Source organism: Lapidilactobacillus achengensis (genome assembly GCF_003946655.1).
In the GTDB taxonomy this organism is placed as follows: domain Bacteria; phylum Bacillota; class Bacilli; order Lactobacillales; family Lactobacillaceae; genus Lapidilactobacillus; species Lapidilactobacillus achengensis.
This window is the reverse complement of the sequence record NZ_RHOV01000007.1, coordinates 1-23,445: the sequence shown is the minus strand read 5'-3', so window position 1 is coordinate 23,445 and position 23,445 is coordinate 1. Positions and strand designations below refer to the sequence as shown.

The 23,445-nt window shown below is 49.3% G+C and carries 25 protein-coding genes and 1 rRNA gene; 16 read left to right on the top strand and 10 right to left on the bottom strand.

The window, feature by feature from the left end; translation table 11 throughout:
• The first annotated feature begins 75 nt into the window (after positions 1 to 75).
• Positions 76 to 390 (top strand): thioredoxin, encoded by a 315-nt coding sequence (gene trxA, locus EKM94_RS05580; RefSeq protein WP_125598761.1) that lies wholly within the window; start codon positions 76 to 78, stop codon positions 388 to 390.
• Between the two features lie 87 nt (positions 391 to 477).
• On the opposite strand, the gene EKM94_RS05575 is transcribed toward trxA, so the two are convergent.
• Positions 478 to 978, bottom strand: a complete 501-nt coding sequence (locus EKM94_RS05575) for a YslB family protein (protein WP_125598758.1) — start codon at positions 976 to 978, stop codon at positions 478 to 480.
• Between the two features lie 338 nt (positions 979 to 1,316).
• Between EKM94_RS05575 and racE the strand changes: the two genes are divergently transcribed.
• From racE to EKM94_RS05560, 3 genes are all read left to right on the top strand, one after another.
• Entirely contained in the window at positions 1,317 to 2,129 is an 813-nt protein-coding gene (gene racE, locus EKM94_RS05570; RefSeq protein ID WP_125598755.1) for a glutamate racemase, read from the top strand.
• 134 nt (positions 2,130 to 2,263) lie between these two features.
• Complete coding sequence (locus tag EKM94_RS05565) at positions 2,264 to 2,884, top strand: XTP/dITP diphosphatase (RefSeq protein ID WP_125598752.1); 621 nt, start codon at positions 2,264 to 2,266, stop codon at positions 2,882 to 2,884.
• Complete coding sequence (locus EKM94_RS05560) at positions 2,884 to 3,405, top strand: YfcE family phosphodiesterase (protein WP_125598749.1); 522 nt, start codon at positions 2,884 to 2,886, stop codon at positions 3,403 to 3,405. Before EKM94_RS05565 ends, EKM94_RS05560 begins: the two co-directional genes overlap by 1 nt.
• 85 nt (positions 3,406 to 3,490) lie before the next feature.
• Here EKM94_RS05560 and EKM94_RS05555 read toward each other — a convergent pair whose 3' ends face one another.
• Positions 3,491 to 4,222, bottom strand: coding sequence for an MIP/aquaporin family protein (locus EKM94_RS05555; RefSeq protein WP_125598746.1), 732 nt, complete (start codon positions 4,220 to 4,222; stop codon positions 3,491 to 3,493).
• A 107-nt stretch (positions 4,223 to 4,329) separates the two neighbouring features.
• Between EKM94_RS05555 and cbpB the strand changes: the two genes are divergently transcribed.
• Positions 4,330 to 4,818 carry a cyclic-di-AMP-binding protein CbpB gene (gene cbpB, locus EKM94_RS05550; protein ID WP_125598743.1) on the top strand — a complete coding sequence of 163 codons (489 nt, stop codon included), beginning with the start codon at positions 4,330 to 4,332 and terminating at the stop codon, positions 4,816 to 4,818.
• Positions 4,819 to 4,956: 138 nt separating this feature from the next.
• Here cbpB and EKM94_RS05545 read toward each other — a convergent pair whose 3' ends face one another.
• Positions 4,957 to 5,787 (bottom strand): mechanosensitive ion channel family protein, encoded by an 831-nt coding sequence (locus EKM94_RS05545; RefSeq protein ID WP_125598740.1) that lies wholly within the window; start codon positions 5,785 to 5,787, stop codon positions 4,957 to 4,959.
• Between the two features lie 258 nt (positions 5,788 to 6,045).
• On the opposite strand from EKM94_RS05545, the gene EKM94_RS05540 reads away from it, so the two are divergent.
• Entirely contained in the window at positions 6,046 to 6,462 is a 417-nt protein-coding gene (locus EKM94_RS05540) for a DUF948 domain-containing protein (RefSeq protein ID WP_125598737.1), read from the top strand.
• 17 nt (positions 6,463 to 6,479) lie between these two features.
• Positions 6,480 to 7,109, top strand: coding sequence for a YtxH domain-containing protein (locus EKM94_RS05535; RefSeq protein ID WP_125598734.1), 630 nt, complete (start codon positions 6,480 to 6,482; stop codon positions 7,107 to 7,109).
• A 561-nt stretch (positions 7,110 to 7,670) separates the two neighbouring features.
• Here EKM94_RS05535 and EKM94_RS05530 read toward each other — a convergent pair.
• Positions 7,671 to 8,774, bottom strand: coding sequence for an aminopeptidase P family protein (locus EKM94_RS05530; protein ID WP_125598720.1), 1,104 nt, complete (start codon positions 8,772 to 8,774; stop codon positions 7,671 to 7,673).
• Between the two features lie 193 nt (positions 8,775 to 8,967).
• Here EKM94_RS05530 and ccpA point away from each other — a divergent pair, with 193 nt between their 5' ends.
• Positions 8,968 to 9,969 carry a catabolite control protein A gene (gene ccpA, locus EKM94_RS05525; RefSeq protein ID WP_125598717.1) on the top strand — a complete coding sequence of 334 codons (1,002 nt, stop codon included), beginning with the start codon at positions 8,968 to 8,970 and terminating at the stop codon, positions 9,967 to 9,969.
• Positions 9,970 to 10,256: 287 nt separating this feature from the next.
• Here ccpA and EKM94_RS05520 read toward each other — a convergent pair whose 3' ends face one another.
• Positions 10,257 to 12,983, bottom strand: a complete 2,727-nt coding sequence (locus tag EKM94_RS05520; RefSeq protein WP_125598714.1) for a transglycosylase domain-containing protein — start codon at positions 12,981 to 12,983, stop codon at positions 10,257 to 10,259.
• A gap of 107 nt (positions 12,984 to 13,090) precedes the next feature.
• Here EKM94_RS05520 and EKM94_RS12345 point away from each other — a divergent pair, with 107 nt between their 5' ends.
• On the top strand, positions 13,091 to 13,240 hold the full coding sequence (locus EKM94_RS12345; protein WP_164511121.1) for a hypothetical protein: 150 nt from the start codon (positions 13,091 to 13,093) through the stop codon (positions 13,238 to 13,240).
• A gap of 104 nt (positions 13,241 to 13,344) precedes the next feature.
• Positions 13,345 to 13,809 (top strand): ASCH domain-containing protein, encoded by a 465-nt coding sequence (locus EKM94_RS05515; protein WP_125598711.1) that lies wholly within the window; start codon positions 13,345 to 13,347, stop codon positions 13,807 to 13,809.
• 133 nt (positions 13,810 to 13,942) lie between these two features.
• Here the strand turns inward: EKM94_RS05515 and pepV are convergent, their stop codons facing one another.
• The 3 genes from pepV to EKM94_RS05500 form a co-directional block, all read right to left on the bottom strand.
• Positions 13,943 to 15,349 (bottom strand): dipeptidase PepV, encoded by a 1,407-nt coding sequence (pepV, locus tag EKM94_RS05510; RefSeq protein ID WP_125598707.1) that lies wholly within the window; start codon positions 15,347 to 15,349, stop codon positions 13,943 to 13,945.
• Positions 15,350 to 15,370: 21 nt separating this feature from the next.
• Complete coding sequence (locus tag EKM94_RS05505) at positions 15,371 to 15,637, bottom strand: ArsR/SmtB family transcription factor (protein WP_225422173.1); 267 nt, start codon at positions 15,635 to 15,637, stop codon at positions 15,371 to 15,373.
• 198 nt (positions 15,638 to 15,835) lie between these two features.
• Positions 15,836 to 17,182: a glycerophosphodiester phosphodiesterase gene (locus EKM94_RS05500; protein ID WP_225422169.1), complete on the bottom strand. Its 1,347-nt coding sequence runs from the start codon at positions 17,180 to 17,182 to the stop codon at positions 15,836 to 15,838.
• A gap of 145 nt (positions 17,183 to 17,327) precedes the next feature.
• On the opposite strand from EKM94_RS05500, the gene EKM94_RS05495 reads away from it, so the two are divergent.
• The 4 genes from EKM94_RS05495 (at position 17,328) to EKM94_RS05480 (ending at position 20,257) form a co-directional block, all read left to right on the top strand.
• Positions 17,328 to 17,642 (top strand): hypothetical protein, encoded by a 315-nt coding sequence (locus tag EKM94_RS05495; RefSeq protein WP_125598701.1) that lies wholly within the window; start codon positions 17,328 to 17,330, stop codon positions 17,640 to 17,642.
• Between the two features lie 256 nt (positions 17,643 to 17,898).
• On the top strand, positions 17,899 to 18,786 hold the full coding sequence (locus EKM94_RS05490) for a YutD family protein (RefSeq protein ID WP_225422168.1): 888 nt from the start codon (positions 17,899 to 17,901) through the stop codon (positions 18,784 to 18,786).
• A 74-nt stretch (positions 18,787 to 18,860) separates the two neighbouring features.
• Positions 18,861 to 19,619 carry a TIGR01457 family HAD-type hydrolase gene (locus tag EKM94_RS05485; protein ID WP_125599003.1) on the top strand — a complete coding sequence of 253 codons (759 nt, stop codon included), beginning with the start codon at positions 18,861 to 18,863 and terminating at the stop codon, positions 19,617 to 19,619.
• A complete protein-coding gene (locus EKM94_RS05480; RefSeq protein WP_125598695.1) occupies positions 19,616 to 20,257 on the top strand; it encodes a TIGR01906 family membrane protein in 642 nt (213 codons plus the stop codon). Before EKM94_RS05485 ends, EKM94_RS05480 begins: the two co-directional genes overlap by 4 nt.
• A gap of 223 nt (positions 20,258 to 20,480) precedes the next feature.
• Here EKM94_RS05480 and EKM94_RS05475 read toward each other — a convergent pair whose 3' ends face one another.
• Positions 20,481 to 21,002 (bottom strand): phosphatidylglycerophosphatase A family protein, encoded by a 522-nt coding sequence (locus tag EKM94_RS05475; RefSeq protein WP_125598692.1) that lies wholly within the window; start codon positions 21,000 to 21,002, stop codon positions 20,481 to 20,483.
• A 193-nt stretch (positions 21,003 to 21,195) separates the two neighbouring features.
• Positions 21,196 to 22,194, bottom strand: a complete 999-nt coding sequence (locus tag EKM94_RS05470) for an NAD(P)/FAD-dependent oxidoreductase (RefSeq protein ID WP_125598689.1) — start codon at positions 22,192 to 22,194, stop codon at positions 21,196 to 21,198.
• 424 nt (positions 22,195 to 22,618) lie between these two features.
• Here EKM94_RS05470 and EKM94_RS05465 point away from each other — a divergent pair, with 424 nt between their 5' ends.
• Positions 22,619 to 23,017, top strand: a complete 399-nt coding sequence (locus EKM94_RS05465) for a CvfD/Ygs/GSP13 family RNA-binding post-transcriptional regulator (RefSeq protein WP_125598686.1) — start codon at positions 22,619 to 22,621, stop codon at positions 23,015 to 23,017.
• Positions 23,018 to 23,366: 349 nt separating this feature from the next.
• Positions 23,367 to 23,445: ribosomal RNA gene (locus EKM94_RS12570) — 16S ribosomal RNA — on the top strand; the annotation flags it as partial.

Genomic DNA, 23,445 nt, shown 5'->3' with positions numbered 1-23,445 from the left:
TTTTTGTAAGCAAAAAGTTTGAAAAAAGTGTTGGGGACAGTTAAGATAATAATATCTTTATTGGAGGTAAGCAAAATGGTAAAAGCGATCACAGACAAAACTTTCACCGCGGAAACTGAACACGGGGTTGTTTTAACAGATTTCTGGGCAACTTGGTGCGGTCCTTGTCGGATGCAGTCACCGGTTATCGAGAAGCTGGAAGAAGAGAACAAGCAGGTCAAATTCACCAAAATGGATGTGGATGAGAACCCAAATACACCGCAACAATTTGGCATTATGGCCATCCCAACCTTGATCATCAAAAAAGATGGCGAAGTTGTGGAGAAAGTTGTTGGCTACCACAGCAAGGAACAACTTGAAGCAACCTTAGCGAAATATACCGCGCAATAAATCTCAGAATCACTAATTCACGCAGTCAAAAAGACATTCAACGCCGCTACTTTCAGGCGTTGAATGTCTTTTTTTGATGGGCGCTGGCTACTCGGTTGGCGCGCTATCCGCTACCGGTGTGGTCAATTGAATGAATTCGGGCCGTGGTTGCGCCACGGGGTCCTTTAAGTCCGTTTGGATCCGCAGGCTGACGCGCTGATGCCGCGCGTCCACGGTGAAACTCGCTTCCGTTAGAAAGCCCAGCTGTTGTTCGCGGGTCTGCGCCACGAAGCCAGTTTCTAAACTAAAACTAGCCGTTGCCGGGAAGGCCAAGCGTTTAGCGACGGTCGGACCTTGAAGGCGTAATTCGGTCACGCTCTTCTTCTGACTGATCAGGCTCAGTTCACCCCAATCCGCCCGCGCAAAGAAGCTGACCAGATCGTCCCATTCGGCTAAAGGCAGGCGCCGCGCTAACGATTTGCCCAACCAATAAGAGAGATCCGCCGTATCTTCCCCTAACAATAAGGGTAGCAAAATATCACGATCTAAATATCCCTGAAAATCTTCAGGTCGTTGCTTCAGTAGCTCTTGAATCGATTGCCAGTTCATTACGTTTCAACCTCCAAGTTAGTTCAATTATACCTGATTTACCGGAATGGCGGGCAAGAAAAAGTGCTTTTTACCAAAAATTAGCGAGAAAGTGCTGGCGGCCAACTTTATGGCGTGTGGACTTGCGGTGTTCATTGGTGTTGGTTAGCCAGCCTGGTAGGGGATTCGGTTACCAACTCGCGGCGACCGCGCTGGCCGATTGTCTGACGATCCCACCTGGTTGGCTGTTTCTCACGATGATTTACGAAGGAAATCGGACCGGATCGCGTTGTCAAGACTTGAAAAATCAGTCAAAAAAAGCGACAATAAAGGCTAAGTCAAAATTGAAGGGATCGCAAATGAATAAGCAACCAATTGGTTTTTTGGATTCTGGGGTCGGCGGGTTGACCGTCGTTAAAGAAGCCCTGCGCCAGTTACCGCATGAAGATATTGTCTTTATCGGTGACCAGGCACGATTACCTTATGGTCCGCGGCCCGCGCAGCAAGTGCAGGCGTTTACGTGGCAATTGACCCGCTTTCTGTTGAAACAGAATATTAAAATGCTTGTTTTCGCCTGTAATACCGCGACCGCCGATGCGCTTGAAATAATCAAGCCACAGTTGCAGATTCCGGTGGTGGGAGTGATCTTGCCCGGTGCCCGTGCGGCGATCAAGGCTACCAAGAACCGCCGGATCGGCGTCATCGCCACCGAAGGGACCATCAAGTCCGCGGCCTACCAGCAAGCGATCCAGCGTCGTGATCCGCAATTACAGGTCCTGAGTTTAGCCGTCCCCAAGTTTGTGACCTTAGTCGAAAGTGGCCAATATAATCGCCCGATCGCCCGAAAAATCGTGGCCGAAATGCTGCAGCCCTTTGTCGGCAGCGGCATTGATACTTTGATTCTAGGGTGTACGCATTATCCGCTTTTGCGCCCGTTGATCCAAGACTTTCTTGGGCCCGAGGTGCAGTTGATCGATTCTGGCGCCGAGGCGGTTTCTGAGGTGTCGGTCTTGCTGGACTATTTCGAGATCACCAACCAGAATCTGGCTCACCATGGTCAGGCTCACTTTTACACCACGGCTTCACCGAAGATGTTCGATCAGATCGCGTCAGACTGGTTGGATTTGCGGGATTTGAAGGCGCAACAAGTCAATGTGACGCAGGAAGAGTGAGAGCCACCCCGGTTAGCTTCTGAGCATTAACCAAGCCAGGCTTTTGGAGGCAGGGTTTAGCCTCCGGAAGCCAGGCGTAGTTAAGCGGAAGAAGCTGGGGTGGCGAACACGTTTCAAAAGGAGGAGACCAACGCATGAAGCATGAATTAGTGATTGCCACGAATAATCCAGGCAAGGCGCGGGAGTTTAAAGCTGTTTTCGAACCAGCGGGTTGGCAGATCAAGACCTTGGCCGATTTCCCCCAGCTGGATCAAGTCAAAGAAACGGGGCGGACGTTTGAAGCCAACGCGCGCTTGAAGGCCGATCATTTCGCCCAAGTATTAGACCAGGTTGTCTTGGCCGATGATTCCGGTTTGCAAGTCGATTATTTACACGGTCAACCAGGGGTTTATTCCGCGCGTTATGCGGGAGCCGACCACGATGACGCCGCTAATAATGCGCGTTTGTTGGCGGAATTAGGCGGGGTGGCACCAGAACAACGGCAGGCCAACTTCCACAGTACGCTGGTCTTGGCTTGGCCCGGCCGCCCGGACGCCGATTTGGTCGTCGCTGGCGATGTTGCTGGTGAGATCCTTAGTGTGCCGCGCGGCGTGGACGGTTTTGGTTATGATCCCTTGTTTTACTTACCCGAGCTGACCAAGACTTTCGCGGAACTATCCGCGGTCGAAAAGACTAAATATAGTCATCGTGGCGCCGCGATTCGTAATTTGATGCCGCGATGGCAAGCATGGTGGCAAGAACAGGAGCGAAACTGATGGCAAAAATCTTAGTAGTCAGTGATAGTCATGGTGATCGTGGGATTTTGACCAAATTGGTGCAGCATTATCAAGATCAGGTCGATCTCATGGTTCATTGCGGCGATTCAGAATTAGCCGCGGCAGATAGTTTACGTCGGCAGTTTCTGATCGTGACCGGCAATATGGATTTCGGCGGCGACTTACCCGAAACGGCCAGTGCTGTTGTTGGGCCTGAGCGGATCTTTGTCGCTCACGGCCATTTGCTGGGGGTCAATTATGATCTGTTACAGCTCCAATTATTGGCCCAAGAACACCAAGCAACGCTAGCGTTTTACGGGCACACCCATCATCTGGATTGTCAGATGGTCGCGGGGCTTCTGCTGCTTAATCCGGGCTCGATCAGTCAACCCCGAGGACCATGGGCCAAACTAGGCGGCACCTATGCCTTGGTTGAAACGACCCCCACCACCATCACCGTTCAGTATTATGATCGGGCCTTACAACCCGTTCCAGAACTTCACTTCAGTTTCACACGCTGATTCGCTGGCAAAAAAACTGCCCCGCCAATGTCGGCAGGGCAGTTTTCATCTGAAATGATTGCAGCAACGTCGTGGGTTGGCGTGCTTACATGAAGAGATGCTTATAAGTGAACACGGCGCAAACACCAGCCAGGATCGGGGCCAGTACCGGGATCCAAGCGTAACGCCAGTCGGACTTACCTTTGTTCTTCAACGGTAAGAGTGCGTGCAGGATCCGTGGCGACAGATCCCGGGCGGGGTTCAAGGCTGGACCAGTGGGACCACCCAGAGAGGCCACCAAGGTCATCACCAGAAAGCCCAGCGCCAAGTGCGCGGTGCCCAAGTCATTCTTGAAGAACGGCGCTTTGGTGATCCCTAAAGCTGAGAAAATCAAGATAAAGGTGCCGACAAACTCGTTGAAGAAACCGTTGAGTCGACTGGAAGTCGCATCGATCGTCGAAAAGGTACCCAAAATGTGTTCAGGATTGGTGGTCATGTCATAGTGTGGCTTGTAAATCAAAACCACAACCGCCTGGCCACAAAAGGCACCTAACATTTGCGCGCCCAAATAAGGCAGGACCTCTGCCCAAGGAAAGAGTCCTGAGGTTGCCAGCCCCAAGGTGAAAGCGGGGTTGATGTGGTTGCCCGAGATCCCGCCGAAAATCAATGCGGGGATCATGACCCCGGCACCATAGCCCAAAGAAATCAAGATCCAACCACCATGTTCGCCCTTGGTGCCTGCTAAATCAACGTTGGCGACCGCACCATTGCCCAAGATCACCATAATTGCTGTACCAATAAATTCTGCCGCTAAGCGCGTCATTAGTGAATATGTCATTTTTATCCTCCAAAGTTGAGATACAAATAAATATTATACTTGGTAATGGCAGAACAAGCAATCTGTGTCATAATAAAAGTGGGGAAGTCAGAAAGGATTTTTAGATAATGATTGCAAAATCGATTGATAAGATGTTGTTAAAGAAACAAACGGGGTTCTTGATCCCAGCTGATCGGGTGGCGCAAGTCCAGGCCAGCAACCCTTTGACGCACGCGTTCTTAGTTTTGACCAAGGTTCGTTATTCTAAGATTCCTGTTTTAGATGCGGATTCGCATATTATTGGTTTGTTGACCATGCCAATGATCACAGACGCGATGATTGGTTTAGAAGAGTTGAGTTTCGATCCCATTGCCAAAATGACCGTGGCGGATGTGATGCAAACGAATTTCGATACGATCCAAGTCGATGCTGATATGGATCAAACGTTACATTTATTGGTGGATAATCCTTTCTTGCCGGTGGTTGATCGGGAGAATGTTTTCCAAGGAATCTTAACTCGCCGGGAAATGATGAAGGCCTTTAACTATGTGGCTCACAATATTGAGCAACAATATGAAATCATCGCCAAAGATGATCCCGCCGTCGAAGAAGCTTAATCCGCGGTGACGCTGGCCGCGAGCCACGTCAGGCAACATCAAAGTAAAAATGACCCCCAAAGGTTGGCTTGTCAGTCAACCTTTGGGGGTCATTCATTTATTCTAGATTCTGGCGCTGACCTGAAGCGGCTGTGAGCCTTAGCCCAACTGAATGATATTGCGCGGCAGCTTGATGCCAGCTTCCTGCAAAGCTGGCAAGTAATGATCCAGCAAGAGCCGCTGCATCGGCAATTCCGCACCCTGTTGCGGCGTGACTAAGATTTGATAAACCAGATTGCCACTAGCGGTGGTGTTGGTGCCCAACAATTGGGGCTGCGCCAGCAATTCGGGGGTTTGTGGGTACAGGCGCGCGTTGACCGTTTCTAAGATCTGCGCCAGTTGCGTCAGATCGGTCTCAGCCGTAATGTTCAAGCTAATGATCTGTTGGCGATGCCCCCGAGAGAAGTTCGAAACAATGGTAATGTTGCGATTGGGAATATAATGGAGCGTGCCATCGGTGCCCCGCAATTCGGTCGTGCGCAAACCGACAGCAACAACGGTACCGCTGACTTCGGCGATTTTGACAAAATCATCCACCTGGAATTGTTGCTCGAACAAAATAAAGAACCCCGTGACCACGTCGTTGACAAAGCCTTGCGCGCCTAAGCCAATGGCCAAACTGGCGACACCGGCGCTAGCCACTAAGGTACCCACGGGGATACCGATCATGCTCAGGATGGTGTAAATATAAAACAACAGTAAAGTATAGCGTAAGATGTTCTTTAGCAGTGATTTCAGGGTTTGGCTGCGGTTCGTCGAGGTCTGCTCAAGCCGGCTGTAGCGATCCATTCCCTTACTGATCAGTTTCTGACCAATGAAATTGATCAAATAAAACAACACTGAAACGAGGATCAGCTGCAGACCTTTCGTCAGAATGTTGGTCCCAATTTCATCCCAGTCAAATTTGGCAAAGAGATTCAGTTTCGACAAAGTAAATCCGACTCCTTTTACGACAGAAATTTAGTTTCAGTCTTTATTCTAGCAAATCTTTTTCCTTGATGGTGGATTATCTTTTTATTTTAGCAAATCCTCATGAAGATTGCGCGCCTTATTTCAAACGGTGACGACGAAAGCGGCGCCCAACCGGCCCAATATTTATAAAAGCGATTTATTGGTTTCTAATTGCTTAGGGTCGCCATTGGTGCTATGCTTAACGTACATGATTTTGTAATTCAGAGGAGGTTAATGATGTCTGGTGGAGAAATTGCTGGGTTGATCGCAGCTGGAGCTTTCATGATTCTGGTTATTTTCACAGCGGTCTTCCTGAATCGATTAAGCAAAGTGATGAAGAATGTCGAGAAGACGATGGGTAGTGTTGATCAATCCTTACAGGCTGTGACGAAGGACGTCAATACGTTATCCGATGAGGTCGAGGGACTGTTGGTCAAGAGCAACACCTTGTTAGGTGATGTCAATCAGAAAGTCGCCACGTTGGATCCTGTTTTTAAAGCCATGGGTGATTTAGGCGAGTCGGTTTCCGATCTCAATGCCTCGTCACGGAATTTGGCAGCCAAAATCACCAATGCTGGTGGCACGGTCGCTAAAGTCGGGGTTGGCCGACGCGTTTTGAGTTCATTGTTATCACGTAATAAGGAAGATCAATAGACAAAGGAGTCGTTATCATGGCAAAGAATGGACATTTTCTATTAGGTTTGATCGTAGGTGGCGTGGCCGCGGCCAGCGCAGCGTTACTATTAACACCGGAAACTACCGCTGATCTCCGTAAGAAAGCGGCTGAGAAATGCGATCGCGCGCGGGAAAAAGCAATCGATCTTTACGAAGTCGCAGGCGACGCGACCGCTGATTGGCGGGAAGATGCTGCGGCTAAGGTTGACCAAGTCTTACATGAACATGAAGGACTACAATCCGCGGTTTCAACTTCTAACGAGAAGTTCCAACAGTTGATCAGCAACTTTCAAGACGCGACTGAATCATTGAAATCGCAGTTAAGTGATGTTTCCCAACAATTGAAGACCACGGTTGATGAACATGCTAGCGCAGACAACGACGATTTCGATGACATCGTGCTGGACAGCCAGTCTGCTTTCCAAGAAGCTAAGGATGACCACGAAGACGCTGCGGAAGCTGCTGATGCTGAGCAAGCGCCGGCGGACGAGCAGGAAGCTGCAACCGAACCAGCAGCACCGGCTGAGTCTGAAGACAAAGCTGACGAAGCCGCTACAACAGAGAATGACAAGTTTAGCTTTGACGAAACAGATCCCAAATTAGGGGCTAACCCAACCGAGAAATAAGCTGTTTGCTTTGATTGACCGGCAGAAATCCCCAAAAAGATCCAGAACTTCCGGTGAGAAGATGTTTTTCAACAGCGGAATTTCATAACCTTGGTTTTTTAGGCGCTAACCCTTTGATAATAGGTGTCATCAAGCAGAAAAAGGGGAGTCGAAAACGACGATGTTTTCGCCGCAACCAAGGAAATTTCAATGATATGACCTCAAATCCCAGCTAGTGGCTGGGATTTTTATGTAGGATCAATTTGCATGACAAAAAGTTCTAAGTTCAGCTTCCTGAAGCAAAAGTTAAAAATAGACGCAAACTTCCTTTTCACAAAAGTGCGAAGGAAGTTGCGTCCATTTTTTTATTTATCTAACTAGCGATTGAAAGGACAAAAGAGAGACAAGCCATTGATACGACTGATTTTTCATATGAAAAATCAGTTTCATCCATTATTTTGACCAACCAATTAGATGATCTAAACTTGTCGGTAGTGTCCTGACAAATTCAGCAAAAATCTAATTCCAATTGATCCATTTGGATTCATTTGTTTACCTAGACTGGCGCTCATTTTTTTGTAATTAATGTAGCGGGATGTGGTTCAGTTCCTTAGAAGTATGCGTGAAGGCTTGGGCGCCATTTTCAGTGACATGGACACAATCTTCGATCCGCACCCCAGCAAATCCAGGAATATAAATACCTGGTTCAATCGAGAAACACATTCCTGGCTGTAAGACTAGTTCATTGCCCGCCATGATCGAAGGGAATTCATGGGTCGAAGTACCGATCCCGTGACCCAAACGATGGATGAAGTATTCTCCATAACCAGCCTTGGTAATGATATCGCGAGCGATGGCGTCCAATTCTGCCGCCGTCAAGCCTGGCTTGACCGCGTCTTGGGCAGTCAGTTGGGCCTCTAAACAAACATCGTAGATCTCTCGCTGTTTGTCGCTCAGTTGACCAAACGCCACGGTCCGGCTGGCATCGCTCATGTAGCCCTTGTGGTTAGTTCCCAGATCAAACAAGATCATTTCATTACCCACGATGGGATCCTTTTCAGGGCCACCATGAGGATTAGCAGCATTGGCCCCAGCCTGGACGATCGTGTCAAAACTCATTTCCATGATGCCTTGTTTCATTAACCCGTATTCGATTTCCGCAACAACCTCTTGTTCCGTGCGTCCTTGTTGGATCGCGTTGAAACCAATCGAGAAAGCCAAATCAGCTTCCTCACCGGCTTCTTCCATCAAGCGGATTTCGTCAGGGGTTTTGAATAATTTCAGATGTTCAACGAAGCGCGACACATTACCTGGGAAGTCCGCGTTCGGGAACTGGGCCCGAACCGCTTCAAAACGTTGGACTGGTAAACTATCTTTTTCTAAGCCCCAGTGGGTGGTCTGCTGGGCCCGTTGTTTGATCAGGTCCGCGATCATCGCGAAGGGGTGCTGGTGGTCGAGATAGCCATAAACATCACCGGTCCAGCCAGCCTTCTTCGCCGAATTGACCTCCAATTCCGGTGCGAAGAGGAACGGTTGGGCATCGGCGAAAACGAAGAGGCCAAGGATCCGTTCGTGGGGGTCAGAAACAAAGTTCGTAAAGTAAGCGACACTATTCGGATCGCTGATATAAATAACATCCAATTGCTGTTCTTGGAGCCATTGTTGCAATAATTCCAGTTTTGTCATGATAGGGCTTCCTTTCAATAAGACTTCGCTTTCAGTATACCATAATTCAGCACAACTCAAATGAAAAAAATATGAAAGCCAATCTAGTGAAAACGGTTTATTTTCAGAAGAAAATTGTAAAAACGTTTGCATTTATGATTATACAGTGCTAAATTAATAACTAGGAATATGAAAATAACAGGGAGATCTACTAATGGAAAAACAAACAATTACAATTTATGATGTCGCACGTGAGGCTAGTGTTTCCATGGCCACGGTCTCGCGAGTTGTTAACGGCAACCCTAATGTTCGACCAGATACGCGTGAGAAAGTCTTGAAAGTTATCGAGAAACTTGATTATCGTCCGAATGCGGTCGCCCGTGGTTTGGCCAGTCACCGGACAACAACGGTCGGGGTCTTGATCCCCGATTTGACCAACATCTTTTATGCGTCATTGGCGCGCGGCATTGACGATGTGGCCACGATGTATAAGTATAATATTATTTTAGCGAGCGCTGATGCGGCTAAGAATAAGGTCGATACCGTCTTGGAGAGTATTTTGGCCAAGCAGGTCGACGGCTTGATTTTCATGGGGCCGCACTTATCTGACTCGACCCGCAAGGAGCTGGAGCGCAGCAAAACGCCAGTGGTCTTGGCCGGGACAGTGGATCCATTGGATAAATTAGGCAGTGTCAATATTGACTACGTCGCCGCGGTCAAAGAGGCGACGCAACGTTTATTGTCAACGGGTAACGAACATATTGCCTTCGTCACCGGTGCAATGACTGACCCGATCAATGGTCAATATCGGTTGAAGGGCTATCAAGCAGCCTTGAGTGAAGCTAAGATCGCCTACGATGAGAGTTTGGTTTTCGAAACGGAATATAGCTATCGCGCTGGCGAAGCGATCTGGGACGCGGTGAAGCGCTCTGGTGCGACGGCCGCCGTGATTACCGACGATGAATTGGCAGTTGGCTTTTTGAATGGGGCCAATGATGGTCATACGCGGATTCCTGAAGACTTCGAAATCATTACCAGTAACAACACCATGTTAACAGAAATCGTTCGGCCGAAACTGACTTCGATCGCGCAACCGCTGTATGATATTGGGGCCGTAGCGATGCGGTTATTGACCAAGATGATGAACAAGGAAGAGATCGAGCAGAAGACGGTCTTGTTACCGCATAGCATCATCACGCGGAGTTCAACCAAGTAGGGACCAAGGCAAGTCTTGCTTAGTGAAGCACCAGCTTGGCTGGGTAGCGCCTTAACGTCACTCGCTTGAAAGTATCACCGTGTAGTTATCAAATTGTTTGGAAGAGTTTGTCAACGTGCAAAGCGTTGGCAAACTTTTTTTGTGGGCGGGTCATTGTCAGCGGCGTCGTCGTCCCCACCGATTCGCTGATCGTCTCGGTAAATAGCAGATATTGACATAGCAAAAACCACCACCGAAGTTTTCATTCGGTGGTGGTTTTGGTTACCCGTTTCTGCTAGAGTTCGCGGTCAAGGTGTTGCCGGGGTCTCAGGGGTGACCGTCGAGCTACTATTGGCGCTGCTGGAGGTATTGCTGCTGGAGTTTGCAGTTGAACTGCTACTGGAAGTGGAGCTACTGTTGGCCCCGTTTTCATTTTCGGGGTCCGTAGTTTCATCCTCATTTTCTTCATTGCCAGCTGTTTCTTCTTCGTTTTCTTCGTCTTCGGTTTCGGTTTCATCCGTGGTACTGGTACTACTTTCAATGACGTCACCGTTGGCATCGAGATGCAGGATGACACCATAATTGTTCTTGATTCCTTGCAAGTAATCGAAGAAGAGCTTGTAGTCGGCCGCGGTGCCACCAATGCCGAACTGGGCACTAATATTACTTGGTCCATGATTATTAAAGAGCGCCGAAACGCGATTACCTGTGACGGCGATCGACTGTCCCTGATAAGAAACCGTCCCGCTATTGGTCCCGGTATTGGCTAAGACCGTATGGGTTTGAACATTGTCGGGTTTACTGGTAGTTTGATTTAGTTTCAGTAAGCTGGCGTCCTGTTGATAGATTGCATTGGCCAGTTGCGCCCAATAAGTGGTGTTGATCGTGCTAGCATTAGAGCTCAGGTTGTGAACATTACCATAGAAATTGTCATAACCCAACCAAGTGGCCATGGTGATTCCCGGGGTGGAACCAACGAACCAATTGTCGCGGTAATCATTCGTTGTCCCGGTCTTACCATAAACGTTGCTCGTATTGAAGTTCAACTGCCACGAGAGGTTGGCGGCGGTTCCGGCTGAAACGACTTTCTTCAGCATTTCTTGCATGATATAAGAAGTTGAGGCGCTAAAGACTTTGGTTTTCTTCGTCTTATGCTGGTAGATCACACTACCATTGGGCGCGGTGATCTTATTGATCACATAAGGCTTGAGGTAGCTGCCTTGATTGGCAAAGGTCGCAAAAGCTGCGGCATTTTGTTCGACGGTGAAGCCTTCCTTGGTCCCACCTAAAGCCAACCCTAATTGGGAATACTCATCGGTGGTCAGGTCCAGACCCATCTTCTTCATGTAGGTGCTGACGTCAACGCGCGTATTATTGCGCAAGTGATAATAAAGATTGACTGCTGGCAAGTTATAGGACCATTCCAACGCTTCGGTGGTCGGCACAAACCGGTTCTGGATCGTGGAGCCATAATCAGAAGGCTTGTAATTGCCGAATGCTCGTGGAAAATCAGCGAGGGCAGTTTGGCTATTGATCACTTGGTTCTCGATAGCCGGTCCATAGATCATCAGAGGTTTGATGGAAGAACCTGGTGAACGTTTCGTACTGAACGCATGATTGATCTGATTTTCATTGAAGTCCTGACCGCCAACAAAGGCTAAGACGGCGCCAGTGCTGTTGTCCAAAACCACACTCCCAGGTTGGACCTTTTCGGTGATCGTGACTTCCTTTTTCAAATTATCATCGTAGGCGGTCTCCGTGTAAGTTTGACCAAAATTGACACTGGCCGTCTTCGTAACACTTTCCAGCTGATCATAAAGGTCTTTGTTGACGGTGCTGTCGATCCGATAACCTTTCTGCTTCAACAGTTCATCCGCACTTTCCCAATAGCGATTATATAATTGGGTGTCTTTCTCGACCTTACTAACGCTACGACCATTTTGCTTGATCAATTGCTTGATCAGGATCTCCCGGGCCTCGGACATGAGCAGATTGTACATATAGCCGTATTTAGTTGTTGAGGTGCTTGCGGTCGTTGGCTTCTGGAACTGGCTACGGAGGTCGACTTTCTTGGCGTCTTCATAGGCTTTTTTGGTAATGTCGCCATGCCGGTACATCCGAAACAGAACCACATCTTTGCGCTTCATGCTATAAGTGAGGTCTTTCTTGACGGTGCCGTCTTGCCGATAGGGGGTATAAATCGACGGGCTCTGGGGTAAACCGGCGATGAACGCAGCTTGGGCAAGACTAAGTTTCGCGGCTGATGTGCCGAAGAGCCCTTGGGCCGCTGTTTCTACGCCAGCGATATTCTGGCCAGCATTGTTACGGCCAAAAGTTGCCACATTCAAATAGGATTCCAAAATCTGATCCTTGGAGAAATACTTATCGATCCGCAGGGCCAACATGATTTCTACAGCCTTACGCCGCCAAGTTGTTTCCGATGATAGAAGTTGCATCTTGACCAATTGCTGGGTCAAGGTTGAGCCCCCAGTCTGCGTGCCTAGACCAGTCACATCGGCCAAAACAGCGCGAACCAGAGATTTCGGCACCACGCCGGCGTGATTATAATAATCCTCATCCTCAGTAGCGACGATGGCCTTTTTCAAGTTCGCGGAGATTTGACCCGATTTGGTTTGTGTCCGGATCAAATCGCTTTTGACGCTGGCCAATTTGACGTCCTTAGCGAAGTAAAGCTCTGAAGATTGGTTGATATTTTCGATTTGCCGTTTCATGCTATTGTATGACGGAACCTTCTCATGACTCATCAAGCCACTGAAATAGCCTAAGCCCAGTCCAAGCACGAGCGCGCCGAGAATAAAGAGGAAGGACATGAAGTATAGCACCAACCGTCGTAGGGTTTGTAACCCCACATCGACGTTGAAGCGCCAGTCACGGCTGAAATTGATCTGGCCGAATTTCTTCCGCAAAAAAGCGCTCAGGGCGATCCCTTGTTTTTTCAGGAAAGCACCGAGTCGTCGGCTGTAGAGTTTGATTTGCTCCAGAAGATTCTGCCACCAGTTTTGAGGCTCGTTCAAGTATAGCGCCACCTTTAATTAGATACTCTTCAGAATTATATAACATTTCCTAAGAAAAATGGGCGAAATCGGGCAAACTGTCATTAGATTGTTAAGTTGACCTATGTTTGAGCACAGAACAAATGCGACTGCTGATCGAAATCAGCTCCGTTTTCCGGTTGCGCCACCTTAAACAGCACGACAACGCTGGCGATGTTGACCCGACCATTATTCGTTGCTGCACCGGTGCTGCCTTGCTGATTGAGTGGGTGAAGTGAACGCTGAGATCCAGTCTATTTTGGCGGCTGTCCCAGTTGGTTTGGTACCCGTTGTTTTTTCCAAGTAAATCGGCTAGACTTAAGTTATTAGGAAGTGAGACCCCATGACAAAAAATACCGCAGCGGACTACTGGAATGAATTTCGTCAGGCCGATTCGCGCGTTAAAACGGATTATCAGGCCCATCAGGCGTGGTCGTTTGGCAATAGTCGCGCAATGGCCGATGAACTGTTGGCCTTGGTTCTGGCTGGGACGAAACAAGCTACAGCCTCGCTTTACCAATTATATCGTTGGACGAACGAACCACTGCCGCAGGTGGGTGATTTTAGTGTGATCCTTGATGGGGCGCAGGTGCCTAGCTGCATCATTGAAACAACTGCGGTGGAAGTCGTGCCCTTCGCTAGCGTGACCGCCGAACACGCCCGTTTGGAAGGCGAAGGTGATTTAAGCCTGACCTATTGGCGTGAAGTCCATTGGCAATTCTTTAGTCATCAGGCCGCGGCGGCCCATCATCATTTCAATGAAGATGATTTAGTCGTGTGCGAACGGTTCAAAGTAGTCTATCGTTGATCAATTCAAGCCTTACCATCAAAAAAACGTCGATCCTCCCCAGCACGCGCTCATTTCAGTGCGCAGTGTGGGAGAATCGACGTTTTTTAATTGGCGCTGCGTGCACTAGCTCTAGGTACCTCGGGTCAGCTGACTAGGGACGCACGAGTTCGTAGATCGCTTCCGCGTAAATGGCGGTTGCTTTGATGATATCGGCGATCGGCATGAATTCGTTAGCTTGGTGCATCACGTTGGGCTGGCCCGGGAATTGAGCGCCAAAGGCCACGCCACGTTTCAGGATCCGACCATAAGTGCCGCCACCGATCACTTGTTCATGACCTGGTTGGCCCGTTTGCCGCTCATAAACGGCCAGCAATGTTTTGACCAATGGATCCTCACCTGAAACATAATGAGGCTCCTGGGCATGGCCTTCGATTTGACAAGTCACATTGGCCGCGTTGATTTGTTGTTCAATTTGCTGGTTGATCAATTCCGCGTTGGTGCCTTGCGGGTAACGGACATTGATCAGAACGGTGCCACCTTGGCCAGCCTCATACGCAAAAATATCAGGACTAGCAGTCAATTCACCCATCAGTTCGTCTGTGTGGGCGATTCCTAATTTGGCGCCGCGGGAATCCAAGTGCAGCCATTGACTGATGGTTTGCACATATTGTTGTCCGGCTGGATCTAAGGCTTGTTGGCTCAAGAACAGGGCCAAATAAGTGCCCGCGTTAACGCCATCCCGAGGTTCTTGGGCATGGGCGCCTTTGCCGGTCAGGGTCAAACTAACCTGCTCGTCTTGGATTTCGGCGTCGGCGATCAAGTCGTTTTCCGCGGCGAAGGTGGTTAGAGCAGTCCCCAGTTGGTCTAGATCATGTCCCTTGACAATGGCAACCGCGGTTTGCGGCACCATGTTGGCGCGAATCCCACTTTGAAAATGGCTTAATTCCCGCGAACCTGCCGTGGCCAGTTCCGGCTTGAAAGTCACCTTGAAGGAGGCGATCCCCTTTTCACCATTGATGATCGGGAATTCCGCGTCTGGCGAGAAGCCGAAATCTGGCGTTGGTTCGACTTCCAGATAACGATCGATGCCTACCCACTCACTCTCTTCGTCGGTGCCGAAAATATAATGAATCTGCTTATTGACCGGTAGTTCCAGTTCTTTGATGATTTTTAGGGCGTAATAAGCCGCCATGGCAGGCCCTTTGTCATCGGAACTGCCGCGGGCGATCAGATTGCCATCCTTGATGACTGGCTTGAAGGGGTCCGTTACCCAACCAGGACCTGCGGGGACAACATCCATATGCCCCAATAACCCAAAGATTTCTGAACCGGCGCCATATTGGATCCGGCCAGCCACATTTTCCACGTTTTTGGTGACAAAACCGTCCCGCTCACCGATCGCTAACATTTTGGCCAAAGCTTTCGCTGGTCCGGGGCCAAGCGGATAGTCTGAAGTGCCGTGTTCTGTAGCGCGCTCGCTAGGAATCTCCAAAATACTCGTTAAGTCCGCCAGCAAGTCATCCTGCCGCGCTTGGGCTTCTTTTAACCAATCTACCATTGAGGTACCTCTTTTCTAGAATTATTCATTGATGTGTTCAATGACTTGTTTGAAAATCGTCATCACATGATCATCCGCTAATGAATAGTAGACTTCTTTGCCGCTCTTTCGAAACTTGACCAATTTCGCCTGCTTGAGCAATCGCAATTGATGGGAAACACTGGATTGCGATAGGCCCAGGATCGCTACGATGTCATAGACCCGCAATTCGGATTCATATAAGGCGTAGAGAATTTTGGCGCGGGTCTGATCACCGAGAACTTTGAAGAGTTCGGTGATCAGCGTCATGGTCGCGTCATTAGGTAAAGTCGCCGCGACGGTTTGAACCAGGGCGGCGTGATCGATTGAAGGAACGGTTGGTTCGTCTTGCCAGTCATTCAAATTCATTGTCAGACTCCTTGCGATGTTGACTCCATGATTCGATTATAACGAATTCACGGGTCCTTTGACCACTGCTTTAACTGAAAAAACTTACGATTCTAACTTTTACTTGATTTGGGCCAGTAATAAGCGGAGCCGATTACGGGTTAGTTGAAGGCCCCTTCCCGGAGGTGTCGGTTGCGCTTGCCAAGAGAAACGGGCGGGCCAGTAGGGAATCGCTAGCTTGTCCTTTGCTGGCAATCGTTGATAAAGCGCGGCCGCCTGGCTCCCTGGGGTGAACAGCGTTAATCCTAATTGCGCCCGGATCCAACCCCCGGCGACTTGAAACCAAAGGGTGGTGTTGTTCAGCTGCACAGCGGTGATCTGGTAGCGCTGGTCAACTTGGAGATACCGACCAGTGGGCCGCGGCGCGAAGGGGTTGTCGGCCAATTGCCGCTGGTGACTGGTCGCCGGTAAATAGAAGCTTTGTTGTAAATAAAGCTGCGTTAACGGTAAGGCCGTTGCTGAATTAAAACCGGCCGCTTCAATAAAACGATTGGATCCAATTTGATAGTAAGGGATACCTTGGCTGATGACATAGTTTTGGGCGTGGTAGCTGGTCAGTGGGGTAGCGTTGGCCTTGATCAGATTTAAGTTATACGGATTCTCATAACTGGTGCGGGGCTTGGCGGTGACCAAGGCGCCAGTGAAATCAGCCTTCTTGATCTTGGCGTCCAGTTTCTGGTTGCGATATAAGTTGCCAGTTCGGGGATAATTGGTGACCACCCCATCGATCGGTAAATTGACCAGCCAGTTCCATTGACTGGAATGTTCGGTCATTTGGGCCCAAACGTAAACTTTCTGACCTAGACCATGGAGTTGGCGAATCAATTTAGCATCCACTAGCTCTGAGGAAATGTTGATCCCCGTGGAAGTTTGGAGAACTTCGAAATTGATTTTCTTCAAGGTGCCGGCGATGAAAATACGGGGAACTTGGGGGAGGCTCTTTTTCAAGTTCTGGAGGCTGATCAATGAAAACGAATGGAACATCACACGGTTGCCCATCCCATAGCGCTGAATGCTCGCCACTAGGAGATCTTCCATATTTTTGGGATTTCCTTTTTTCGTTTTCTTGGTTTCGATTAGAAATTTAGTCTCTGGTCGCTTCTGGTAATAGGCGAATATTTCGTCTAAACTGTGCATTGGTTCGCTATTGGCCTGCTTGAAAGTTTTGATTTGCGCCCAGGGCGTTTGCGAAACGATGGCGTCATGTCCGGTGATCCGGGCTAAATTACGATCATGGGAAACGACCAATACATTGTCTTGGGAAACGTGGAGATCCAGTTCGACATAATCGGCGCCATTTTTGAAGGCGGAGTCGAAGCTGGCCAGGGTTTCTTCCGGCGCGTTGAGCGGATCGCCGCGGTGTCCCACCACGACGAAGGCGCTGAGGACTACCCATAAGGTTAGCAAAAATATCAATTGGCTTATTTTTCGGATCGAACTGATAATGAACACCTAACTTTATTTGGAATGAGAGTTGCAGGGGAATTATGGTGAGATGATACCCGTTCTTTCTAAAACATGATACACTTAAACTATTGCTGGAGGGACCAAAATGGCTGAAAAATATCAAACGCTGGATCTCATTGAGCAGATCACGCGGAATGATGGTAGTAAATATTACGAAATCGCGAATATGTTTATGAATGGTCGCGCCGAGCTAGCGGCGGTTCGAGGCCTGATCAAAAGCGTGCGCATCCTGCAGCTGAACATTCCCCATTCCAATGCTGTCGGTGTCTATGAACGTTATGTCAATGACACCTACCAAATGCCGGCGGAAGATTTCACGACTTGGACCGAGTGGGTCAAGCCGACCGGTCAGATCGAAACCGCGGTGGCCGAGATCTTGCGGGCCAATCATATTGGCTAGCTGCGATTGGCGAGCTGCGAACCGGATTTGCGCCACTGGGCAGGTCGGCCGCTGGCGATCCTTGCCGAATAGCCCACTGATTGCGGCGACGGCCACTTGCCGAGCGGTCTGATGATATTATACCTGTTTGTTGGGCGAGGTCCAAACCCCGTTGGGCACTTTGACCACTGTGGCGACTGTCCAAGTAGGTTCAGGCCGCGATCTAAGCTTGAAAAAGTGGCGTTGCGCCACGTAGATCTTAAAAGGAGCGTTTTGTGTGAACACTGATGAAATTGGCTTGGCACCACTAACAGGCCAACCTCAAATCTTTAATTTGAAACATGAAGAGGACCCTGATTATCGTGGGGTCAGCGTTAAAGTGTTGGACCCGGAGAATTTGGAGATAGGGCCGCGCCGCTATCAATTGCTGGCCAACTATCGTGATGGGTTTGAGCCGGAGCGCTTGGGCCAACGGTTTGAGCCGATCCTTGGGAAATACGATTATATTGTCGGCGACTGGGGGTTCGATCAGTTGCGGTTACGCGGCTTTTACGTGGATGAGAATCGTAATGCTAATCGCGATCAAGTAATCTCCAGTTTGGAAGATTACCTGATCGAATTTTGCAATTTTGGCTGTGCTTTTTTCGTGATCCAACGGGTTGGACCGAGCACGGTGACCACTGAACGTGAAACTCGGCGCCGCCAACGACCACGGAACAGTAACAACAATGCCGAGAACGGCAAAGGCAAGAAGCGGCCTGCACCTTCTTCCGGTGCTCGCGGCAGCAGTGCGAATAACAAGAGTGACCGCCGCCGCAACAATCGCCGCGGCGACACGCCACGGGGAGCAGGGTCACGGGCGGAAGCCAACAATGGCACCTCTGCGACTACCAATGCACCGGCGGGAACCGCACCAACTGGACGGCGCTCGCGCAGTGATGAAGGCAAGGGTCGCACCTCTGAAAAGCGGCGTCCACGTTCCCGCGGAAATTCAGGGAAAAACAAGGTGCCAGGGGATCATCACAACAAGCCTAGCGCGGAAACTCAGTCCAACGGGGCGACTAGTTCCAAGCGTTCGAATCAGCCTACCGCCGCGGCGAAAGCGCCAAGTCAGCCGAAGCAACATCGCTTTCACATCCGCAACCTTGACCAACCCCCTAAGTAGGTCGTCGGCAGCGGTCTGATCCACCCAAATCAAGTAAAAATGGAGTTCTTATTTTGAAACAATATTCAGCTTATATGATTGACTTAGACGGCACCGTTTATCGCGGTTCCGAGAAAATCCCGGCGGCGCGCCGATTTGTGGAACGATTACAAGCGGCGCAGCTTCCGTTTTTGTTTTTGACCAATAATACCACCAAGACGCCAGCCGCGGTGGTTCAGAACCTGGCCGACAATCATCAAATCAGCGTTCGCCCGGATCAAATTTATACACCATCTCTGGCCACGGTCAGCTACTTAAAAGCGAAGAATCATGGTGATCTTCACGGCAAATCCGTTTATGTGATCGGTGAATTAGGGCTGGTTTCGGCGTTGCTGGATGCAGGGATGGTTTTGAATGAAACAGATCCTGATTATGTGGTCGTCGGCCTAGATTACGATGTGACCTATCATAAATTTGAAGTGGCCACCTTGGCGATTCGCCAAGGTTCGACTTTTATTGGCACGAACGCGGACACCAATCTGCCCAATGAGCACGGTTTGGTCCCCGGAGCGGGTTCAGTGATTGCCATGGTTGAGCGGGCCACCCAGCAAACGGCGACTTATATTGGCAAGCCGGAACCGATCATCGTGCAGGCGGCGCTCAGTGTCTTAGGGCGGGAAGCGGCGCAAGTTTTGTTGGTTGGCGACAATTATGAAACCGACATTCGCGCCGGGATCAACGCCAATGTGGACCAGCTGCTGGTTTATACTGGCGTCAGCAAACCGGCAGTCGTCGCCACCAAAGCGCAACAACCCACTTATCAAATCAACTCGTTAGATGAGTGGCAACTATGATCAGGGCGGTGATCAAACGGATCTGGCTTACTTTGTCGGCGCTGGTCGGCTTGGTGGCGGGCACCGTGGGGCTGACGCTTTTAGGCAGTTTTCCCTTATATTGGGGTGAGATTCACTGGCTCAAATTGACCGAGTATGGCTTCACCTCAGGACAGTTATTTGGTAATTATCGCCAATTGATGGCCTATTTGAATTTTCCCTGGGTGCAACCGTTGCGGATGCGTGATTTCCCCACGTCGGTTGCCGGGGCGCAACACTTTGGCGACGTTAAGCAATTGTTTCTGCTGGCTTGGCTGCTATTATTGCTGAGTCTACCTGGCTTGGTGGTCTTCTTTCGTAGTGAGCAGTGGCGGCGACAAGTGGAAAGCCTTTACTATCCTGCTTGGGTAGTCGCTTTATTACCTGTTGTCGTAGGTGGTTTGGCAGCGTTGGATTTTGACCAATTCTTCGTGACGTTTCACCACCTGTTCTTCAACAACAATAATTGGCTCTTTGATCCCCAAACGGATCCCGTGATCATGGTCTTACCTGAAGCCTTCTTTGCCCATTGTTTTATTTTGGCCTTTGTCTGTTTTGAGGCGATGCTTGTGGTCACGATCATTCGCGGTTATCGCGCGCGGCAACGATTAAGTCGCTAAGCGGAAAAGTCAGTTGCCAGTAGCACGTTTCAAAAAAGAGTGGGAACCACCCCGGGTAGCTTCAGAGCATTAGCCTAGCAAAGGTTATGGAGGCGGGGCTATGCCTCCAGAAGGTTTGCGTATCTAAGCGGAAGAAGCTGGGGTGGTGAGCACGTTTCAAAAAAGCTTATTTGTCCACCGTGATGTTGGCGGACAAATAAGCTTTTTGCTTGGTCAAAATTGACTATTCAGTTTTGAAAATATCGACGTCATCTTCCAATTCTGGATGAGCGTGGGCTAAGCGACTAGCGGCCGCCGCGGCGGTCGCGCCGACAAGATCATCAAGAAAAGTATGAATAATGCCGGGTTCATGAGCGTTAAGTTTAGCCAAGATCCCTGGTTTGACTTTATCAATGTAGCCATAGTTGGTGAAGCCGATCGAGCCATAGACATTGACGATACTGAGCGCCATGATTTCATCGACGCCGTACAGACCTTCATCGTGAGCTAGAATCGTTTGCAAGGGCTCCTCCAATTTACCTTCCTCGGCCAGAATATCCAACTGGATCCCAGTGATCATCGCGTTTTGCACTTCGCGTTTGCGTAAGACCATTTCGACGCTTTTGAGCGCTTCGGCAGTGGTCAGATCCCGAATATAATCCCGTTGGAGAAAAATCACCAAGTCGGCGATGTCGGCGATGGTCACGCCACGTTGCGCCAGAAGCTCAATTACATGGCGATAAAGAATCGAATGTTCAGTTTCCATAATTTTCCCTCTTTCAGATAGTCCAATCTGTTCAGCTAAAATCAGTTAACCAATCATGATACGCTAAAAACCATTAAAACCATGATACGCTTGAAGCCTGTAAATAGATATCGTCAGTGCTTGAAGAAACGTGACCATCGGGGAAACGACCGCAAAGAGCACCATTTGACCCAGTGAACTTAAGGCCAGCCGGCTAGTGTTCAAATAGGCTGGTACTATGAACGGGTTGGATTTTCTCGGGGTAGATTGTTTGCAGGGCGGTGGCCACCGCGATCGGTGCTTCGGCGTAACCCACAGCTAGTAGATCCAGTTTGCCAGGGTAGGTGACCACATCACCGATCGCGTAGATCCGCGGCCGGTTGGTGGCCATTTGCGTGTTGACCTTGACTTTCATTCCCGCCAGTTCCAAGCCCCATTGCCGCAAAACCCGACTATCAGCAGTAAAGCCGTAGTTGACGATCAGCTTATCCGCCCGCAGTTGTTCATGGTCATCGGTTTTGACCTTCTTGAGATCAATCACCAGTTGGTCGGCCGCCGTTGCTAATTGAGAAATCAAGTAAGGGGTCTTGATTTGGACCGGAGATTCTTCCAGCTTGGTCACGCTGGATTCTAAACCGCGAAATTGATTGCGGCGGTGAACTAGCGTCACGTGTTGCGCAATCGGCGCCAGGGCCAGCGCCCAATCAATGGCGGAGTCACCGCCACCGGCAATGACTACATCGCGGTCACGATAAGTTTCAAGGTCTTGAACGAAATAGTCAAGATAACCCGCTGTTTCTAACGCCGGGTCGTAGTCGAAAGCCAAGCGCCGCGGGGCAAAGGCGCCAGTCCCGATCGCAATGATAATGCCGCGAGTGTGCAAGTCACCTTGTGTTGTGGTGATGACATAGTCGCCATCATCGTCTGTTTCGATCGTCTGCGCTTCCGTTTTTAAGAAAATCTTAGGTGGAAAGAGAGCCAATTGCGCCTCTTGCTGCTTGATCAGATCTTTGGCTTTGATCCCGGCGATGCCGCCGACATCGTAAACCATCTTTTCTGGGAAGAGCGCGGCAACTTGGCCACCTAATTGGGGTAGACTTTCGATGATCGCGACATCGGCATTGCGCATTCCGGCAAAGTAAGCGGCGAAAAGTCCCACGGGCCCGCCGCCAATTATGGTCAAATCATATTTATGTGTCAATTTTTCACGCATCCTTAATCTGATTCAACGGTCAATTTCAATGGTCGATCCATTGGCTGACTGCTTGTGCATCTACTTTAACACATTTATCTCGTCCTGAAAGCTGCCGGATTGAATTTATCTGAGTGGTTTCAACGATTTTTGCCAGGTTGCCGCTTTGCGAAACAGACGCATCCTGTTAGAATAGAAACTAGTATGATGACACTTGGCCAACAGGAACGACGGCCGGACAGCCAGTCGCTGCCGCACCTGGCGCGAACTGACCTGGTGCAATCAAGTGGCTCAATCAATCGTAAAGTGAGCGGCAACTCGGCTTGTCGTTCGAATCAAGATCAGCGCCGCGGTCTTTCTCTTAATGGACTCATCAGACATTAATAGGCAGACAATTGCGGGTTGAGGATAGTTGATTGGTATTTTTTTGAAAGGAGTACAGCTAATGGCATATCGAATTGGTGATATTTTGCCTGGCCGCGTGACCGGCATTCAGCCCTACGGCGTGTTTGTTCTATTGGACGATCAGACCCAGGGGTTGATTCATATCTCGGAATGTACCCATAGTTACGTTACAGATCTGCATGATATTGTCCGAATCGGCGATGTGATCAAGGTCTTGGTGTTGGATGTGGACGAGTATTCGCAGAAAATCAGTCTCTCGCTTCGGGCGTTAAAGCCAGATCCCTATCTGGTCAAGTATCGGCGTAAGGCCCACTTTTGGACAAATCATCGGTTAAATAGTGGTTTCCGTCCAATTGCAGCGCGACGGGATAAATGGATCGGTGAATCCTTGAGTTATTTTGAAAGACAGCCACAACGGCGGCAGAGTAAGCATAGCTAAGCTTTTTTCGCTGTTATTCCGATCTCGTTTTCAAAAAAATGACGGCTTTTTGAAATTTCGTATTGACGAATGTCTTTGAAATTGATAAGATAGTTTCTGTTGCGAAATAGCAAACGTCGAAGCGCTTCATTCATTGTCCTAACAACCTTTTCAAAAAAAGCTGTTGACAAGGAAATGACCACGTGCTAAGATATAAAAGTTGCTTTTGCGACAAGGTAGACCTTTGAAAACTGAACAAAGTTTCGATAAATGTGCAGGGTCGATAGCGATTTCGGTCGCTATCTACAAAGAACATTTGCGAAGTCAATTCGCTAGTTAATGAATTTAAAATTGAGTCTAACTCAAACTTTTATATGAGAGTTTGATCCTGGCTCAGGATGAACGCTGGCGGCGTGCCTAATACATGCAAGTCGAACGAGTTTCGACAT

Bases quoted from the DNA above. Each gene is read 5' to 3' on its own strand.
- EKM94_RS05495 (WP_125598701.1), top strand. From the start codon at position 17,328: ATGGCTGAAAAATATCAAACGCTGGATCTCATTGAGCAGATCACGCGG.
- pepV (WP_125598707.1), bottom strand. From the start codon at position 15,349: ATGGTAGATTGGTTAAAAGAAGCCCAAGCGCGGCAGGATGACTTGCTG.
- EKM94_RS05485 (WP_125599003.1), top strand. From the start codon at position 18,861: ATGATTGACTTAGACGGCACCGTTTATCGCGGTTCCGAGAAAATCCCG.
- racE (WP_125598755.1), top strand. From the start codon at position 1,317: ATGAATAAGCAACCAATTGGTTTTTTGGATTCTGGGGTCGGCGGGTTG.
- cbpB (WP_125598743.1), top strand. From the start codon at position 4,330: ATGATTGCAAAATCGATTGATAAGATGTTGTTAAAGAAACAAACGGGG.
- EKM94_RS05560 (WP_125598749.1), top strand. From the start codon at position 2,884: ATGGCAAAAATCTTAGTAGTCAGTGATAGTCATGGTGATCGTGGGATT.
- EKM94_RS05530 (WP_125598720.1), bottom strand. From the start codon at position 8,774: ATGACAAAACTGGAATTATTGCAACAATGGCTCCAAGAACAGCAATTG.
- EKM94_RS05555 (WP_125598746.1), bottom strand. From the start codon at position 4,222: ATGACATATTCACTAATGACGCGCTTAGCGGCAGAATTTATTGGTACA.
- EKM94_RS05575 (WP_125598758.1), bottom strand. From the start codon at position 978: ATGAACTGGCAATCGATTCAAGAGCTACTGAAGCAACGACCTGAAGAT.
- trxA (WP_125598761.1), top strand. From the start codon at position 76: ATGGTAAAAGCGATCACAGACAAAACTTTCACCGCGGAAACTGAACAC.
- EKM94_RS05470 (WP_125598689.1), bottom strand. From the start codon at position 22,194: ATGCGTGAAAAATTGACACATAAATATGATTTGACCATAATTGGCGGC.
- ccpA (WP_125598717.1), top strand. From the start codon at position 8,968: ATGGAAAAACAAACAATTACAATTTATGATGTCGCACGTGAGGCTAGT.
- EKM94_RS05505 (WP_225422173.1), bottom strand. From the start codon at position 15,637: ATGACGCTGATCACCGAACTCTTCAAAGTTCTCGGTGATCAGACCCGC.
- EKM94_RS05475 (WP_125598692.1), bottom strand. From the start codon at position 21,002: ATGGAAACTGAACATTCGATTCTTTATCGCCATGTAATTGAGCTTCTG.
- EKM94_RS05480 (WP_125598695.1), top strand. From the start codon at position 19,616: ATGATCAGGGCGGTGATCAAACGGATCTGGCTTACTTTGTCGGCGCTG.
- EKM94_RS05465 (WP_125598686.1), top strand. From the start codon at position 22,619: ATGGCATATCGAATTGGTGATATTTTGCCTGGCCGCGTGACCGGCATT.
- EKM94_RS05535 (WP_125598734.1), top strand. From the start codon at position 6,480: ATGGCAAAGAATGGACATTTTCTATTAGGTTTGATCGTAGGTGGCGTG.
- EKM94_RS05515 (WP_125598711.1), top strand. From the start codon at position 13,345: ATGACAAAAAATACCGCAGCGGACTACTGGAATGAATTTCGTCAGGCC.
- EKM94_RS05565 (WP_125598752.1), top strand. From the start codon at position 2,264: ATGAAGCATGAATTAGTGATTGCCACGAATAATCCAGGCAAGGCGCGG.
- EKM94_RS05540 (WP_125598737.1), top strand. From the start codon at position 6,046: ATGTCTGGTGGAGAAATTGCTGGGTTGATCGCAGCTGGAGCTTTCATG.